Genomic DNA, 15,702 nt, shown 5'->3' with positions numbered 1-15,702 from the left:
CTTGGCGGAGAGGGGGGGATTCGAACCCCCGATGCCCTTGCAGGCATGCCGCATTTCGAGTGCGGTGCATTCAACCGCTCTGCCACCTCTCCGCGAGGCGTCTCGAAGAGACCGGCGGTGCCTAGCACGCGCGGTGAGGCTTCACAAGCGACGTCGCGGTGCGGCAGCCGCCCGGTCAGACCACCACGGTGATCGCCTGCGCGGCGCGGGTGAGGCCCGTGTAGAGCCAGCGGGCGCGGTGCTCGCGGAACGCGTAGGATTCGTCGAAGAGCGTCACCCGGTCCCATTGCGAGCCCTGCGCCTTGTGCACCGTGAGCGCGTAGCCGTAGGTGAACTCGTCGGTCTCGCGGCGCAGGGCCAGGGGGATCTCCTCGTCGGTGCCGGTGATCAGGGCGCGCAGAACCTTGATGTCCGTGGGCCGGCGGCGCAGCGCCGGGTCGTCCTCCGGCACCACGTCGAGGCGGACCAGGTCCGGCCGCGGCGGCGCCCGCAGCGCCTGGACCGTCCAGGTCGAGCCGTTGAGCAGGCCCTTCACCCGGTCGTTCCGGAGGCAGACCAGCTTCTCCCCCACCGCCGGCATCGGGTCGGTGTGGCCGGCGAGCTCCCGCAGCCGGCCGTTGTAGAGGCGGCGGGTCTTGTTGAGCCCGACCAGGACCTGGTCGCATTCGAGCACCTCGGCCGGGTCGAGGGCGCGGCGCGACACGACCCGGCTCTGGCCGTGGATGCCGAGGTCCAGCCGGCCGCCCTCGCGGATGGTCATCGCCATGCGGACGATCGGGTCGTCCTTGGCCTGCCGGTGCACCTCCGTGAGCATCACGTCGGGCTCCGCCTCGGTGAAGAAGCCGCCGCCGCGCACCGGCGGCAACTGCGCCGGGTCCCCCAGCACCAGGACCGGCCGCTCGAAGGACAGGAGATCGTTGCCGAGGTCCGAATCCACCATCGAGCATTCGTCGATGATGATCAGGTCCGCCTTGGCGGCCGGGCCGGACCGGTTCAGCGTGAAGGTCGGGCCGCCCTCGTCGGCCTCCTTGGTGCGGTAGATCAGCGAGTGGATCGTCGCGGCGTCGTGGCAGCCCTTCTGGCGCATCACCGAGGCCGCCTTGCCGGTGAAGGCCCCGTACACCACCGTGCCGTCGACATCCTCGGCGATCCGGCGGGCGAGCGTGGTCTTGCCGGTGCCGGCATAGCCGAACAGCCGGAACACCTGGGACCCGCCCGCCCGCCGCCAGGCGGCGATCGCCTTCAGCGCCGCGTCCTGCTGGGGGGCGTAGGCGGCCGGCAGTCCCGCGCTCACGGCCAGCGCACGGTCGGCGGCAGGGACGACAGGATCGACGCGACGTTGCCGCCGGTCTTCAACCCGAAGATCGTGCCCCGGTCGTAGAGCAGGTTGAACTCGACGTAGCGCCCGCGCCGCACCTGCTGCTCGAAGCGGTCGGCCTCGGTCCAGGCGGTCCCGACATTGTCGCGGACGATCTTCGGATAGGCCTCCAGGAAGGCCTGCCCGACCTCGCGGGTGAAGGCGAGATCGGCCCGCGGGTCGCCGCTCCAGAGATAGTCGTAGAAGATGCCGCCGATGCCGCGGGGTTCGTCCCGGTGCTTGAGGTGGAAGTACTCGTCGCACCAGGCCTTGTAGCGGTCGTGGTCGATGCCGTGCGCCGCGCAGGCGCGCCGCAGGCAGGCGTGGAAGTGGCGGCTGTCCGGATCGTCCTGGTTGCGGCGGCGCGCCAGGACCGGGGTGAGGTCGGCCCCGCCGCCGAACCAGGCCCGGGTCGTCACGACGAACCGCGTGTTCATGTGCACGGTCGGCGCGTGCGGGTTCCAGGGATGGGCGATCAGCGAGATCCCGGTGGCGAAGAAGCGGGGATCCTCGGACGCCCCGGGCATCTGGGCGCGGAATTCCGGGGCGAACTCACCGTGCACGGTCGAGATGTGGACGCCGGCCTTCTCGAACACCCGGCCCTTCAGCATCGCCATGACGCCGCCGCCGCCCGGACGGCCGGTATGGTCGGTGCGGGTCCACGGAGTCTTCTCGAAGAGTCCGGGAGCCGCGGGGGCGTCCGGGTGGAACGGACCCGCGGCCTCGGCCTCGAGGGCCTCGAGACTCGCCAGGATGCGATCGCGCAGGGTCTCAAACCACGTCGCGGCCTCGGATTTCAGGGCCGCCACATCGGCCTCTGAGGGAGGCGCAGCCAGGGCTGCGCGCGCATCGTCCGGCATCGTCATGACAGAGGCTTTCCCACCGGATCGGACCGGCGTCAATTCGGCCCCGACCGGACGCGGGCGCGCACCGGCTCAGGGGGCCGCCGGCCGCTCGCCCACCGGCTTGAGCAGGCCGGTCGCGCTCGCCACCAGCGCCCCGTCCGCGTCGCGGATCTCGGCCTCGCAGAAGATCACGGAGCGCCCGGCCCGGGTGACGCGGCCCTCCGCCGACAGGACGCCGCGCCCGGGGGCGAGGAACCGGGTCTGCATGTCGAGGGTCACCACGGGCCGTCCGGCCCGGAGGCGGGCGGCCGTCCCGAGGGCGACGTCGAGCAGGGTGCAGAGGATCCCGCCATGGGCGATGCCGAGGTTGTTGGCGTGCTCCGGCCGGAGGGCGAGGCGCAGGCGCGTCCGGCCGTCGCTGACGTCGAGCGCCTCGATCCCGCAGAACGTCACGAAGGGGATATGGGCCCCGAAGATGGTGCCCGGCTCGCTCTGCTGGTCCACGCTGGTCGCCCCGGATCTCGCCCCGCCGCGCGGGTTATGGCCCGGATCGCCGCATCGTCCCAACACCCTATCGCCGTCGGGGCCGGTTGGCGCCCTCCGGCACGTCTTGGCACGCGTCCGTCATGCAGAAAATTCGGCCCGGCGGGCACCCGCACGAGATATCGCGGGTTTTGTCAGACCGGGAAGGGATCTTTTCAGAGGAGAGGACCGGCTCGGCGAGGACGGCCGGCGTACGGGTGGGGCGCCGGGAAACGCAAGCCTGTGCAAGTGCGCGTTGCCGCTACGGCGTTTCTCAGCCAACGATTTCAGCTCCACCGGCCGCTTGAATAATATGCGTGTTCACGACCGAGGCATTGTGTCGGGAAATCCTAGACGACGACTTGATTTTGCTGCACAGACGATAGAACCGTGTCACCACCGCCGGATAGAGGGAATCATCGATGGACGACAACACCCCTGAACAGCAGCAGACCTTTATCGAGCAGGCATCGGACATCGTCTCGGCGTATGTCTCGAACAATTCGGTCCCGATCAGCGAGCTGCCCGGACTGCTCGCCGGCGTCCACGCGGCCCTGGCCAAGCTGTCCGCGCCGGCCGCGACGGTCACGGAGGCGGCCGACAAGCCCACACCCGCGCAGGTCCGCAAGTCGGTGACCCCGGACGCGCTGGTCTCCTTCATCGACGGCAAGCCGTACAAGACGCTCAAGCGCCACCTCTCGCGCAACGGCCTGACGATCGAGCAGTATCGCGAGCGCTTCGGGTTGCCGCGCGACTATCCCTCGACGGCCGCGAACTACTCCGCCCAGCGGTCCGAACTCGCCCGCAGCCTCGGTCTCGGCCAGCAGCGCCGCAAGTCCGCGGCCCCGGCGGCCCCCGCGCCGGCCGAGGAAGAGGTTGCCGAGAAGCCCAAGAAGGCGAGCCGTCCGCGCAAGGCCAAAGAGACGGCCTGACCGGGCGCGACCCGATCGCGCCTGCGCGCAGGCGGCCGCCGGTTCTGCGGTGGCCACCTGCGACCGATCGGAGGTCTCGGCGGGCGAGGCGTCGGCGCGTCGGCGCAGGTCCGCCGCACGGACCGATCCGGGGCGGCACCCCGGCTACGCCGCCCGCCCCGCTCACGCAAAATCGGCGAGATCGTCGGCCACATCCCCGGCGGCGATCTCCCGCGCGGCCTTCTCGCTCTCCGCCGTCCCGCTGTCGGCCCCGCCGGGGGGAGACCCGTCGCGCCGGGCCCCGCGATCCGGGTCCTCGGGCCGATCGCCCGCTCGCCCCGTCGGCTCGGGCATCCCGCCACCAGTCCGCCCCTCCGCGGCTTCGTCCGACACCCTGCCCGCCATGCTGCGCCCTCCCGGCCGACCTCGCGGCTGCGGGGCCAAAGCGCGGAGCGCCCGGCGCGTTCCGCCCGGACGGCGGCCCCGGCTTCCGACCGCGTCTCGCGGACCGCCGCACGTCTCCCGAGACTTCAATCCTGGGGCGATCCATGCGACGCTGACGCGACGAGAGCGGCGACCGGATCGCCGCCGGCGGTAGGGACGGACCTCCACGATGTCGGACATGCTATCGAGCGCGGCCGCGAGCCGGCGCGATCTGCTCGCGGCCTCGCTGTTCGGGGCGCTCCCGGTCCTCCTGGGCAACGAAGCTCAGGCCAGTCCGCTCAATCCGGAGCAGACGATCATCCGGCCGCCCGACGACCTGCCGTGGGTCGCCTCGAAGGACTACCCTGAGCGCAGCGTCGACCGCTGCACGCTCGCCGGCGACATCAACGGCTCCGGGCTCTACTACATGCTGATCCGCTGGTGGCCGGGCTACATGAGCGCCCCCCACACCTACACGACCGACCGGCTCTGCATGATCCTGTCCGGCACGTGGTGGTGCAACAGCGGGGCGGATTTCGATCCCGCCGCCTGCGTGCCGGTGAAGGCGGGCAGCTTCGTGCGCCGGGTCGCCGGCACGCCGCATTACGACGGCGTGGTCCGCGACGGCACCGAGCCGGCCGTGATCGCGATCTGCGGGATCGCGCCGGTGAACTACAGGCTGGTCGATCCGGGGCAGCCGGGCTGGCGCCGGGTCTGACGGCGCCCGGTCGCGCCGGCCGGGGTTGAACGCCGGGGTCGTTCGCGGCTCGGGCGCGGGAGGCGGGAGCGGGCGTTGGGAAATCGCTACGGGCTGGAGATCCGCGCGGCGGCGGCCCCCGACGCGGCCGGTCTCGCGGTTCTCCTCGGCGAGGCGGGCGCCGGGATCGGCGCGGCGGATCTCGCGGCCCGGCTCGAGGCGCTGCAGCGCCACGGCGGCACCGCCCTCGTCGCCGTGGAGTGGGGGCCGCCGAGCGGCCTCGTGGCGCTCGCGCCCGTCTTCACCCTCGAGGCCGCGCGGCCCTTCGGGCTGATCACGACCCTGGTGGTCGCGGCCGACTCCCGGCGCCGGGGGATCGGGCGGGTGCTGCTGAAGGCGGCCGGGCGGGCGGCCCGGCAGGCGGCCTGCGACCGGCTGCTGATGAGCGTCGAGCCGGGCCAGGAGGCGCTGCGCGCCTTCTGCGCCGCCACGGGCTTCACGGAGGCGGGCCGGATGCAGGCGCGGTCGCTGCTGAAGCGCGGCTCCGGGGACGCTTGAGGCCCGCGACAACCTGACCGCAGCCGACGCCCGTTCCGGGCGTTGATCGGGGGAGACTGGAGTTCCGCCGATGACGTTACGATCCGAGACCCCGCCGCCGCCCGGAAACCTGGGCGCGGACCCGCCGCCCGACTCCGAGGCGCCGACCTCGGCGCAGCTCAAGGGCGACATCGACAGCGGGCGTACGGGCGACAAGACCCCCCACGTGGATGTCGGGGCCGCGCCGCTCGGCACCTGCGAGGAGGCCGGCGGCGCGCCGCCGACGTCGCGGGAGATCCGCCTCGCGCGGCAGAACGAGCGGGCGCCCTCGGAGAGGGCGAAGGCGGGCTACGTGCATCAGCGGCAGCCCTGGGTCCTGCCGGTCTATGCCGGCTTCATCGTGCTGGCGGCCGTGGGGCTGGGCCTCGCGCTGTGGCTGACCCGGTGAGGCCGCGCGGGCGATCGGCGCTGCCGTCGCGCGCCGTTAACCCGGGACGCCGCGGGCGCGCCCGCGCCGGATCCCGGGACGACGCGACGGCCTTCGTGGAGGCGCTTGTCCGTCCCGCAATGATGCAGCCGCGCAAGCCCCCGCGGGCGGCGGGTTAAAGGTCGATTCACGCCGATGCGGTTAGCGTAGCCTTACTGCAGTCCTGCGTAACCCGACCGTCCATGCCCCCATCCGTCGATGCTCCGCCGGACCTGTCCGGGCTCCTCGCACTGGCACGCATCGAGAATCTCGATCTGAAGCCGGTGATCCTGCGGGTGCAGACCGACCTGTTCGTCCGGGCTCCGGGCCGGGACCGCACCGCCATCGAGATCTTCGAGTCCCTGGCCTGCGGGCTGATCCCCACCGTGGACGAGGAGACCGCCCGCGTGGTCGCGGGCAAGCTCGCCCCCTTCCCCGAGACGCCCCCCGCGATCCTGGAAGCGCTCGCCCTGCGGGGCGGCGGCGCCCGCGACGCCGTGGTGGAACTGGCCCCGGTCCTGAGCCGCCCGCTGATCGAGGCGGCGCTGGCCGACGGGTCCGACATCGCGGCCCGGATCGCAGCCCGGGCCGGCCTGAGCCGCGAGGCGGTGGACGAACTCGTCCGCGAGGGCCGCCCGGAAATCGATCTGGCGCTCGCCGCCAATCTCGGCATCACCCTGCGCGGGGCCGCGCTGGCCCGGCTGGTCGGCCGCGGCCGGGGCGCGGCCGACCTCGCCCGGGCTCTCCTGATCCGCCCCGACGTCTCCGCCGCCGACCTCGCTCCCCTGTACCTGCACGCCGATCCGATGCGCCGGTCGGTGATCGGCCGGACCGTCGAGGCGACCGCCGCCCTGCGCCCCGCCCCGCCCCCGCCCCGGGGCCTCGGCGAAACCCTGACCGGCCTGTCCGCCGCCCGCGACGTGGCCGCCTTCGTGGCGGCCCTGGCGGACGGGCTCGGCGTGCCCCGCAATTTCCTTGCCGTGGTCGCCGACGCGGGCGCCCGCTACGACCTCCTGACGCTCGGCCTGCGCGCGGCCGGCCTGCACGAGGAGGAGGCGGTCTACATCTTCCTCACCCTCAACCAGGGTGTCGCCCGCTCGGCCGAGCGCGTGGCCGATCTCGTGCGCCTGTTCCGCACCGTGAGCCGGCCGGCCGCCCGGGACCTCATCGCGGCGATCCTCGACCGGCCGCTCCAGGAGCGCGGCCGGACCGAGCCGCACCAGCCGCTGCACGGCCCTGAGGCCAAGCTGCGCCAGGGTGGGGAGCGCGCGGCCTTGCAGCGCCCGCCCCTGCCGCTGCGGGCCCGGACGGAGACGGCCTGACGGATCAGCGGCCCTCGACGCCCCGCCACGCGGGCGACCGGTCGGCCTCCTCCAGCGTGTCGTTCGAGACCGGCTCGGCGGCGCGGCGGCTCAGCTCCGCCATCAGCCCCCGGGCCAGCACGGCGCGCATCGCGCGCTCGCGGGCCTCGGGGGGGACCGCGTCGAGGGCCGCCTGAGGGCCCGGCAGCGACCCCGTTAACCTGCGGGCTTCGGCGGAGGGATCGGCGCCGGTGCGCATCAGCGCGAGGTAGGACAGCACGCCGATCACCAGGGCGGCGCGCAGCAGGACGGTCATCGGACGGTTTCTCCGCGCGGTGTCGGACGCGAGAATTCGACAGGTTTCGTGAACCGGCCCTCAACCGGTCCGGGTTTTCGCGCGCCATGGTGAACGAAGCCTGGCCTCGGGGCGGCTGGTTACCTCGTGGAAAGCATCCTGACCGTTCGGACAAGTCCCGCAACACTCGTTTAAGCCGGCTCTGCGACCGTCCGGAAGTCGTTGGAAGTGGAACCGGAGGCGCGAGGGATGCGGAAACGCATACATCGCGGCGCGTGCCAGCCTTGCCCATTAAAAATGTCCTGACTTCTTTCATCGACGACCGGCTCACGGGGCTCGTCCACGAGTCCGTGGCCGACGATGCGGCGGCCCGGGCGCGCCACCAGCGCTTCCTGGTCTCGCGCCTCGCCACCGGCGCGGTGATGATGGTCGGGCTGCCGCCCTACCTGCTCTGGCGCGGCGTGCCGTCCGGCATCGAGGTGCTGGCCATCGCGAGCCTTCTCCTCCCGGTGCTCGCCGCCGTGCTCCTCGCCCGCTCGGGCGCCCTCTGGCTCGCCCATGCGGTGTCCTCGGCGGGCCTGACCGGCATCGTCGTGGCGCTGGCGAGCGTCACCGGCGGCGCCAGCTCGGCCGCCGCGGTCTGGCTGGTGGCGGTTCCCCTGGAGGCGCTGGTCTCCGGCTCGCTCCGGGCCACGATCGCCGCCTCCGTCATGGCGGTGCTCGGCGTGCTGGCGGTGGTGGGCCTCGGCGCCTGGGCCGGCGCCCTGCCGGTCATGGACATCTCGGCCGGGCTCGCGCTGCCGGCCTTCGCGATCACGGCGATCGGCCACGTCGCCGCGCAGGCCCTGGAGCACGTCCGCAACGAGGGCGCGTGGCGCGAGCGGCTGCGCGACAACGCGGTCCGCGACCGGCTCCTGCTCTCGGCCATCGACGATCTCGTGACCTGGCACGACCGCAACGGCCGGGTGCTGGAGGCCTCGGTCTCGGCGGTCCGGCTCGTCGGCAGCGACCCGGCGCGGCTGCGCGGCCACGGGCTCCTGGAGCGCGTCCACGTGGCCGACCGGCCGGCCTACCTCAAGGCCGTGAGCGACGTCGCCGAGACCGGGCGGCCCGCCACCCTGCCGCTGCGGCTCCACGTCGAGCCGGAGGCCGGCCGGGCCGACGGCGCGAACCTGATCCACGCGGAGATGCGCGCCCACCGGATCGCCCATGGCCCGCACGACGCCGCCACCGCCGTGGTGGCGGTGACCCGCGACATGACCGAGCACCACCGCCACGCCGAGGAGCTGGAGCGCGCCCGCGCCGAGGCCGAGCGCGCCGACGCGATCAAGGGCCGGTTCCTGGCCAACGTCACCCACGAGCTGCGCACGCCGCTCAACGCGATCATCGGCTTCTCCGAGGTGCTGGCGGGCGAAGGCGCCGTCGGCCTCGGCCCGGACCAGGCCCGGGAATATGCCGGGATCATCGGCGCCTCCGGCCACCACCTGCTCGGGGTCGTCAACACGCTGCTCGACATGAGCCGGATCCAGAGCGGCAACTTCGACTGCGCGCCGGAGACCTTCGACATCGCCGGCCTCGTCCAGGCCTGCTGCGACCTGATGCGCCTGAAGGCCGATGCCGCCGGCGTCGTCCTCGCCGCCGCCCCGTCGGGGCCGATCGAGATCACGGCCGATCCCGCCGCCTGCCGGCAGGTGCTGATCAACCTGATCTCCAACGCGGTGAAGTTCACGCCGCGGGGGGGCCGGGTCGACCTGTCCCTGCGCCGCCGCGCGGACAGCCTGGACATCGTCGTCGCCGATACCGGCGTCGGCATCGGCGCGGAGGACCTGCCCAAGCTCGGCACCCCGTTCTTCCAGGCCGGCAGCGGCGGCTACAAGCGCCCGCACGAGGGGACCGGCCTCGGCCTCTCGGTGGTGCAGGGCCTGGTCGGCCTGCACGGCGGCGCTCTCCTGATCGAGAGCGCGCCGCAGGGAGGCACCGTCGTGACCGTGACCCTGCCCCTCGCCTGCCGGGCCGAGGCCTCCGTGCCCGGCCCCGCCCCGATCCGCACGGCGGTGCGGGGCGCCCCGGCGCCGCACCGCGTGGTGCGCCTGCCGCTCGGCCTGTTCGACGCGGAGCCGAGCCCCGCCTCGACCGTCGCCGGAACGGTCCTGCGCCGGACCGGCTGAGCCCCAGATCCCCCGGAAGGAGACATGATGTCAGGCTACCGCGAGATCACCGTACCGGGCGAGGCCGGCCGCGCACGCCGGCCCGCGCCGCGCCGGGCCGCCGTCGCGGGCGATTGGCGGGCCGTGCTCGTGGGTGCCCTGAGGGCGACGGTGACCACCTGCCGCAACAGCCCGGGCACCGTCCTCGGCAGCCTCGTGGCCCTGGGTGCGGCCGGCTTCATCTGCGTCAACGCCCTCGGCTACCAGGCCGGACGCCACCCGGCTCCGATTCTGCCCAAGCTCGCCCGGAAGGCCCCCGCGCCGCGCGAGGCGGCACCGGCCGCCAGGGAGCCGGTCCGGGACATCGCCAGGGAGACGGCGCGCCCCGAGCCTGACCAGGCCGCCGCTCCGGCCAAGCCGGCGCCCCGGGACGCGATCGGCGAGCTGATCCGCTCGGACGAGACCACCGCCTCGGTGACACCGAAGGCGTCCCCGGCCCGCCCGGTCGCCAAGCCGGCCGCCAAGCCGGCCGTGAAGGACACCGCGAAGGCGGCCAAACCGGAGACGGACGCGGATCCGGTCCGGCGGGCGCAGAAGGCCCTGTCGAAGCTCGGCTACGCGATCAAGCCCGACGGCGCGATGGGCCCGGGCACCCGCGCGGCGATCGAGAAGTTCGAGCGGAGCGCCAAGCTGCCGGTGACCGGAGAGGCGACGGGCCGGACCCTGCGCGAGCTCGTCAGCCGGGCGGGACACGGTTAGAGCGTCGTCCGGATTCGCCGCCAATGCGTCCGGTCGAGCGCGCCGGCGGTTGCCACGGCCGACCCTTTCGCGCATGGCGGGCGGGTTGTCACGAGGCCACAGACGCATGCGCCTGCGCTCCGATTTCTGGGTCTCGGCCCACCTGCGGCGCCTCGACGTCGAGGGCGTCCCGGCGGTGCTGCGGCGGCGCGGGGCCGCGGAGGCGGGCGCGATCTTCGTGAAGGTCGACCGCCTCGACGGCAGCGCCGACCTCTACGGGCCGGCGCCGCAGGCCCTGTTCGAGGCCGAGGAGAGCGGCGCGCGCCGCTTCGTGGCCGTCGTCACCGGCGGCAGCCCGCCCGACGTGGAGGAGCGCCTGACCCGGGAGATCCGGTTCGATTCCGATCTCTGGATCATCGAGATCGACGACCGCCAGGGACGGCATTCCCTGGACCTGGCGGAGTGACCGGCTGCCGGGCGCTCCGCGCCGCCCGCGACGACGCGGGTGTCAGCCCTCGATGATGCGCTCGTCGAGCTTCCGGTCGACGGTCTCGACCGTGCGGTCGATCTCGGCACTGGGCTCGCCGAGCTGGTGGGAGATCAGCTTCACCAGCAGGTCGACCCGCTCGATGTAGGGGGCACCGTTCGCCACCGCGCGGGCGGCCGAGGACGGCTTCAGCAGGCTCTCGGCGGCCTTGGCGTATTTCTCGAACGGCACCTGATCGGCCGGGTCGGCGCCGAGCTTCCGGGCGATGGCGTCGACGTGCTCGTAGATCGCCCGCGAGCGGGCCAGGTCGCCGTGGACGGCGTCGTGGATCGATTGCGGCTCGCCCGGGGTGATGCAGCGGTAGTTGCCGGTGAGCAGCATCGACCACTTCGCCAGCGGCACGAACAGCGAATCGAATACCTTGAGCTTCACCGGCACGTCCTGGCCGTCGAGGCGGACCGCGTCGATGTCGGCCTCCAGCTCCCGGAGCAGTCGGTTGTGCGTCTCGTCCGCGAAGATCGCGGCCTTGAAGTTCGTCGGCAACCCGACATGGAGGACGTTCGCCTCCTCCTCGGGCGGCCGGAAGGCCTGCGGATCGGGCGAGCACAGCGACACCAGACCGGGCTCGAACCGGTCCCAGACGCCGGCATTGGTGTAGGCGTCCTCCAGGTCCATGGCGGCGAGACCCGGGATCCGCTTGAGATAGGGCAGCGGCGGCATGTTCATGATCGACAGGCACGGCAGCTTCGCCGCCGCGATCTTGATCATCAGGACGCGGATCGTGTGGTTGTTGTACTGCGGCTCCTGCATGGCGAGGCCGACGAGGTCGTAGCGCGACACGTCGACCTCCTCCGGCGGCATGGCGTCCACCTTGCCGGGCAGGTCACGCGACAGGATCGACCGGTGCTCCTTCTCGTCGCGGAGCTTGATCCGGACCTCGGTGCCCTCGCGGTTGATCAGGTCGGCGGTCTTCCTGCGGCAGACCAGGGTCACGTTGTGACCGGCCATCAGGAGCTTGGTCCCCAGGAGCGAGCCGTAGGAGGCTCCCAGGATCAGGATGTTCTTGGCCACGTCGGTCCTCCCCAGCATTGAAGACTGCTGTGTGTTGTCTGGCTGCTGGGGACAGCGGGTCCACGCCTCCGCCCCCATCGCACCGACGATGGATGGCAGCCGGCCGAAAGGAACGCAAGCCTTCTGGTATACCTAATCCCAATCCGCTTGTGACGCCCCTCCGGTGACAGGCGGGGCGATCCCTATCCTCACCGCCCGGGACGGCCACAGGATGGGATCGTCGCCCCCTGTGACAAGGATCGACGGCGCGACCTGTTATTCCCGATACCGCGCAGGGGAATCCGGGCTCCTGCTCCACCGAAGCACCGCGACATTGCGCCGTCGGCGGCTCCGAGGTCCGGGCTCGCCTGTCGTGCTCCGGACAGACAACGCGACGGATCGGGTGACGCGCCTCACCACCGCGGGCGCTGAGACGTCCGACCTGCGCCCCCCTACCCCCACAGCTCCGGCGCGGGCGGATACATGAGGCTGCCCGCGTAGCGCAGCGGCGGCTCGCGGTCGCGGGCGAGCAGCAGCGGCCCGTCGAGATCGACGAAGTCGGCGCCCCCGGCGAGCAGAGCCGCCGGCGCCATGCCGAGCGACGTGCCCAGCATGCAGCCGACCATGATCGAGAGCCCCCGCGCCTTCGCCTCCCGGGCGAGCAGCACCGCCTCGGTCAGGCCGCCGGTCTTGTCGAGCTTGATGTTGACCGCGTCGTAGCGCCCGGCCAGGGCGTCGAGGCCGGCGCGGTCGTGCAGGCTCTCGTCGGCGCAGACCGGCACGGGATGCGGGATCTCGGCGAGCAGCGAATCGGCGTCGGCCGGCAGCGGCTGCTCGATCAGGGCGACGCCGGCCTTCAGGCAGGCCTCGAGGTTGGCTTCGACGGTCTCCGGCCGCCACGCCTCGTTGGCGTCGACGATCAGCCGGGAGTCCGGCGCACCGGCCCGGACGGCGGCGATGCGCTCCGGGTCCCCTTCGCCGCCGAGCTTGACCTTGAGCAGCGGCCGATGGGCCGCCGTGCGGGCGGCCTCGCCCATGCTCTCCGGGGTGCCGAGGCTCAGCGTGTAGGCGGTGATGGCCGGCCGGGGTTCGGGGAGCCCGGCGATCGCCCAGGCGGGTCGGCCCTGGAGCTTCGCCTCCAGGTCGAACAGGGCGCAATCGAGGGCGTTGCGCGCCGCGCCCGCCGTCATGCGTCCCATCAATTCGTCCCGCCCGATCCCGGCGGCGATCGCCTCCGCCTCGGCCTCGATCAGCGCGCTGACGCTCTCGATGCTCTCGCCGTAGCGCGGATAGGGCACGCATTCCGCCCGCCCGATGCCGTTCGCGTCGGTGATCGTCGCCACCACGACGGCGATCTCGGTGCGGCTGCCGCGGGAGATCGTGAACGTGCCGGCAATCGGGAAGCGCTCGACGGCGAGGGTCAGGCGACGGCCCATGTCAGATCTCCGGGAAGTCGGCGACGATCCGGTCGACCAGCCCGTCGACCCCGAAGCGCACCGGATCGGTGGCGGGCAGCCCGTACTCGGAGGCGAGCGTGTCCAGCAGCGCCCGGGCCTCGCCCTCGGCGAGCGCCTGGGTGTTGACCGCGATGCCCACGGGCTTGATCTCCGGATTGGTCAGGCTGCCGAGTTGCACGGTGAGGTCGATGACCTGCCGGATCGTCGGCAACGGGTGTTTCACGCCGCGCATCGTGGTGCGGGTCGGCTCGTGGCAGACCACGAAGGCGTCGGCCTGGGCGCCGTGCAGCAGGCCGAGGCTCACACCCGCGAAGGACGGGTGAAACAGCGAGCCCTGGCCCTCGATCAGGTCCCAGTGATGCGCGGCCGCGTCGGGGGAGATCGTCTCGACCGCTCCCGAGATGAAGTCGGCCACCACGGCGTCGATGGCGACGCCGCGGCCCGAGATGAACACGCCGGTCTGGCCGGTGGCGCAGAAATCGGCGTCGAGGCCGCGCTCTCGCATGCCCCGCTCCAGGGCCAGCACGGTGTACTTCTTGCCGACCGAGCAGTCGGTGCCCACGGTCAGCAGGCGCCGGCCCGCCCGCTTGGTGCCCTTGCCGGTCGGGAAGCGCTCGTCGGTGTGGCGCACGTCGTGGAGCTGGCGGCCGCGCCGCGCCGCGGCCTCCGCGATGGCGGGGACCGCACCGAGCTTGACGTGCAGGCCGCTCGCCACGTCGAGCCCGGCCTCGATCGCCGCCACGATCTCCCTGACCCAGTGGTCCGGCAGCACGCCGCCGGCGTTGACGACGCCGATCACCAGGGTCCGGCAGCCCTTGGCCAGGGCCTCCGGCAGGGTCATGTCGGGGATGCCGAGATCGGCCGCGCAGCCGGGGAGCCGCATCTGGCCGACGCACCACTCGGGGCGCCAGTCCTTGATGCCGTAGGCGGTCTTGGCCGCCAGCGTGTCGGGCACGTCGCCCAGGAACATCAGATAGGGCGTGGCGATCTGCATCGGTCGGGAAACCTTCTGGGGGAACCGGCGGCCCGTCTATGCGGGATCGCGGGCGCCCGATGCAATGCATGGTGGCGGCCAGGCGCACGGACGTCGCCTGCGGCCGGCGCATTCCCCGTCTCTGCGCCAAGCTCCCGCGACGGGTCGACCCGCGTCATCGCAGAAGGCACGCCGAGCCTCATGCCGGCGACCCGAAATGCCCGAAATTTCGAACTGCCGATCAGAGAATGATGGGCAGGATAAAATCCAATTGAAGCCTCTTGCCCGCATAAATTCGACGCTATAAAATCGGTCTTAATTTCATTTATTGCTTTCTTCCCGAAAAATGTGGGAAATTTTATCTTCTCGACACACAAACGGCAGATCGTATTTTTTCACTTACACATTTCGAGGTCGAGTCATAAGCGATTTTCTCGATAAAGCTCTCAGTTCACACGCGATTGTCAAGGACAAGTTGAGAAAATCGATCCTCGGACTAGATAGTCTTGATGCATCGAGCTTGCGTCGCGACGACATCTGCGCGGTCGGCCAGTGGATCTACGGTGAGGGGGGGGCAGGAAGCATCGCAACAATGCGCTGTTCGCGCACTTCAAGACGGTGCACGCCCAATTCCACCAGGAGGCCTACAACGCGATGAGGATCTCAAGTGCGGGCGACAAGGAGAAGGCGCTGGACGCGATGGAGCACGGTGCCTTCCAGACGAAGTCGGCCGAGATCGGACAGTGCATCGCCAAGATGAAGAAAGATCCGGAATTCAATTAGCAGATCGTCCCGAAAGGGGCTCGCCGGCTGTAGGGACGATGGCGATCGAACGTTGAGCGCATCGTCCCGGCTCCGGTTCCCGGGACGACGCGCTACGGCCCATCAGGCGGCGCGTCGTCGTGCGGCCACCGCCGCGTCCGCCACCCGTTCGTCCGGCGCGGGCAGGCCCGTCGGCCGGACCATCCCCTCGGCCCCGGCCAGCGCGCCGGCGCGCAGCTCCAGCCCGAGGAAGCGCGCGCGCTCGAACGGGCCCGGCAGGGTCAGCCCCGCCGCCAGGGCCCGATCGAAGCCGAAGCGGGCGTAATAAGGGGCATCGCCGACCAGCAGCACGGCGCCGTGGCCGAGCGATTCGGCCCGGCCGAGGGCGGCCTGCATCATCACCGAGCCGAGCCCGTGGCCCTGGATCGCCGGATCGACCGCGAGCGGCCCGAGCAGCAGCGCCGGGCGCGCGGCACCGGCCTCGACATGCCACAGCCGCAGGGTGCCGACGAGACGGCCGGCGCGCGTCGCCGCGAAGGCCAGCCCGCGGGCCGGCAGGCGCCCCTCGCGCAGGCGCTCGGAGGTTTTGGCGCGTCGGTTGCCGGGGAAGCACGCGTCGAGCAGGCGCTCGCGCGCCGGGATGTCGTGACAATGCTCCGCGCGGATCTCGATCATGACAGGGCCCTCCCCGGGGCCGGCATGCGGGAGAAGCGATGGATCGTCTCGGCGGGCGA

18 protein-coding genes and 1 tRNA gene are annotated in these 15,702 nt (G+C 72.2%); 9 read left to right on the top strand and 10 right to left on the bottom strand.

Annotated elements, in window-relative coordinates; translation table 11 throughout:
• Nucleotides 1-2: 2 nt before the first annotated feature.
• The 4 genes from MKL01_RS11215 to MKL01_RS11200 all read right to left on the bottom strand — a co-directional run bounded on the left by MKL01_RS11215 (nucleotide 3) and on the right by MKL01_RS11200 (nucleotide 2,706).
• Nucleotides 3-92 (bottom strand) — tRNA-Ser (locus MKL01_RS11215).
• A gap of 83 nt (nucleotides 93-175) precedes the next feature.
• Entirely contained in the window at nucleotides 176-1,294 is a 1,119-nt protein-coding gene (locus MKL01_RS11210; RefSeq protein WP_243905288.1) for an ATP-dependent RecD-like DNA helicase, read from the bottom strand.
• Nucleotides 1,291-2,223 carry an oxygen-dependent coproporphyrinogen oxidase gene (gene hemF / locus MKL01_RS11205; RefSeq protein WP_243905287.1) on the bottom strand — a complete coding sequence of 311 codons (933 nt, stop codon included), beginning with the start codon at nucleotides 2,221-2,223 and terminating at the stop codon, nucleotides 1,291-1,293. Before hemF ends, MKL01_RS11210 begins: the two co-directional genes overlap by 4 nt.
• A gap of 69 nt (nucleotides 2,224-2,292) precedes the next feature.
• Entirely contained in the window at nucleotides 2,293-2,706 is a 414-nt protein-coding gene (locus MKL01_RS11200) for a PaaI family thioesterase (RefSeq protein WP_243905286.1), read from the bottom strand.
• Between the two features lie 440 nt (nucleotides 2,707-3,146).
• On the opposite strand from MKL01_RS11200, the gene MKL01_RS11195 reads away from it, so the two are divergent.
• Nucleotides 3,147-3,656, top strand: a complete 510-nt coding sequence (locus MKL01_RS11195) for a MucR family transcriptional regulator (RefSeq protein WP_243905285.1) — start codon at nucleotides 3,147-3,149, stop codon at nucleotides 3,654-3,656.
• A 162-nt stretch (nucleotides 3,657-3,818) separates the two neighbouring features.
• Here the strand turns inward: MKL01_RS11195 and MKL01_RS11190 are convergent, their stop codons facing one another.
• On the bottom strand, nucleotides 3,819-4,040 hold the full coding sequence (locus tag MKL01_RS11190; protein ID WP_243905284.1) for a hypothetical protein: 222 nt from the start codon (nucleotides 4,038-4,040) through the stop codon (nucleotides 3,819-3,821).
• 208 nt (nucleotides 4,041-4,248) lie between these two features.
• On the opposite strand from MKL01_RS11190, the gene MKL01_RS11185 reads away from it, so the two are divergent.
• The 4 genes from MKL01_RS11185 (at nucleotide 4,249) to MKL01_RS11170 (ending at nucleotide 7,080) form a co-directional block, all read left to right on the top strand.
• Nucleotides 4,249-4,776: a hypothetical protein gene (locus tag MKL01_RS11185; protein WP_243905283.1), complete on the top strand. Its 528-nt coding sequence runs from the start codon at nucleotides 4,249-4,251 to the stop codon at nucleotides 4,774-4,776.
• Between the two features lie 75 nt (nucleotides 4,777-4,851).
• Nucleotides 4,852-5,313, top strand: a complete 462-nt coding sequence (locus tag MKL01_RS11180; RefSeq protein ID WP_243905282.1) for a GNAT family N-acetyltransferase — start codon at nucleotides 4,852-4,854, stop codon at nucleotides 5,311-5,313.
• 70 nt (nucleotides 5,314-5,383) lie between these two features.
• Nucleotides 5,384-5,740 (top strand): hypothetical protein, encoded by a 357-nt coding sequence (locus MKL01_RS11175; RefSeq protein WP_243905281.1) that lies wholly within the window; start codon nucleotides 5,384-5,386, stop codon nucleotides 5,738-5,740.
• A gap of 221 nt (nucleotides 5,741-5,961) precedes the next feature.
• Nucleotides 5,962-7,080 carry a DUF2336 domain-containing protein gene (locus MKL01_RS11170; protein WP_243905280.1) on the top strand — a complete coding sequence of 373 codons (1,119 nt, stop codon included), beginning with the start codon at nucleotides 5,962-5,964 and terminating at the stop codon, nucleotides 7,078-7,080.
• Between the two features lie 4 nt (nucleotides 7,081-7,084).
• On the opposite strand, the gene MKL01_RS11165 is transcribed toward MKL01_RS11170, so the two are convergent.
• On the bottom strand, nucleotides 7,085-7,375 hold the full coding sequence (locus MKL01_RS11165; protein ID WP_243905279.1) for a hypothetical protein: 291 nt from the start codon (nucleotides 7,373-7,375) through the stop codon (nucleotides 7,085-7,087).
• Between the two features lie 254 nt (nucleotides 7,376-7,629).
• On the opposite strand from MKL01_RS11165, the gene MKL01_RS11160 reads away from it, so the two are divergent.
• From MKL01_RS11160 to MKL01_RS11150, 3 genes are all read left to right on the top strand, one after another.
• A complete protein-coding gene (locus tag MKL01_RS11160; protein ID WP_243905278.1) occupies nucleotides 7,630-9,522 on the top strand; it encodes a sensor histidine kinase in 1,893 nt (630 codons plus the stop codon).
• A gap of 27 nt (nucleotides 9,523-9,549) precedes the next feature.
• Nucleotides 9,550-10,260, top strand: a complete 711-nt coding sequence (locus MKL01_RS11155; protein ID WP_243905484.1) for a peptidoglycan-binding domain-containing protein — start codon at nucleotides 9,550-9,552, stop codon at nucleotides 10,258-10,260.
• 106 nt (nucleotides 10,261-10,366) lie between these two features.
• Entirely contained in the window at nucleotides 10,367-10,705 is a 339-nt protein-coding gene (locus MKL01_RS11150; RefSeq protein ID WP_243905277.1) for a DUF1491 family protein, read from the top strand.
• 42 nt (nucleotides 10,706-10,747) lie between these two features.
• Here MKL01_RS11150 and MKL01_RS11145 read toward each other — a convergent pair whose 3' ends face one another.
• The 3 genes from MKL01_RS11145 to dgcN form a co-directional block, all read right to left on the bottom strand.
• Nucleotides 10,748-11,797, bottom strand: coding sequence for a ketopantoate reductase family protein (locus MKL01_RS11145; protein ID WP_243905276.1), 1,050 nt, complete (start codon nucleotides 11,795-11,797; stop codon nucleotides 10,748-10,750).
• Between the two features lie 431 nt (nucleotides 11,798-12,228).
• Nucleotides 12,229-13,212 (bottom strand): N-acetyl-D-Glu racemase DgcA, encoded by a 984-nt coding sequence (gene dgcA, locus MKL01_RS11140; RefSeq protein WP_243905275.1) that lies wholly within the window; start codon nucleotides 13,210-13,212, stop codon nucleotides 12,229-12,231.
• A 1-nt stretch (nucleotide 13,213) separates the two neighbouring features.
• Nucleotides 13,214-14,227, bottom strand: coding sequence for an N-acetyltransferase DgcN (gene dgcN / locus MKL01_RS11135; RefSeq protein ID WP_243905274.1), 1,014 nt, complete (start codon nucleotides 14,225-14,227; stop codon nucleotides 13,214-13,216).
• Nucleotides 14,228-14,860: 633 nt separating this feature from the next.
• Between dgcN and MKL01_RS35705 the strand changes: the two genes are divergently transcribed.
• On the top strand, nucleotides 14,861-14,989 hold the full coding sequence (locus MKL01_RS35705; RefSeq protein WP_279604539.1) for a hypothetical protein: 129 nt from the start codon (nucleotides 14,861-14,863) through the stop codon (nucleotides 14,987-14,989).
• Nucleotides 14,990-15,091: 102 nt separating this feature from the next.
• Here MKL01_RS35705 and MKL01_RS11130 read toward each other — a convergent pair whose 3' ends face one another.
• A complete protein-coding gene (locus MKL01_RS11130; RefSeq protein ID WP_243905273.1) occupies nucleotides 15,092-15,643 on the bottom strand; it encodes a GNAT family N-acetyltransferase in 552 nt (183 codons plus the stop codon).
• Between the last annotated feature and the right edge of the window lie 59 nt (nucleotides 15,644-15,702).

The sequence above is a fragment of the Methylobacterium sp. J-070 genome (assembly GCF_022829385.1).
Taxonomy (GTDB): Bacteria; Pseudomonadota; Alphaproteobacteria; order Rhizobiales; family Beijerinckiaceae; genus Methylobacterium.
This window is presented reverse-complemented; position numbering and strand designations above follow the sequence as displayed.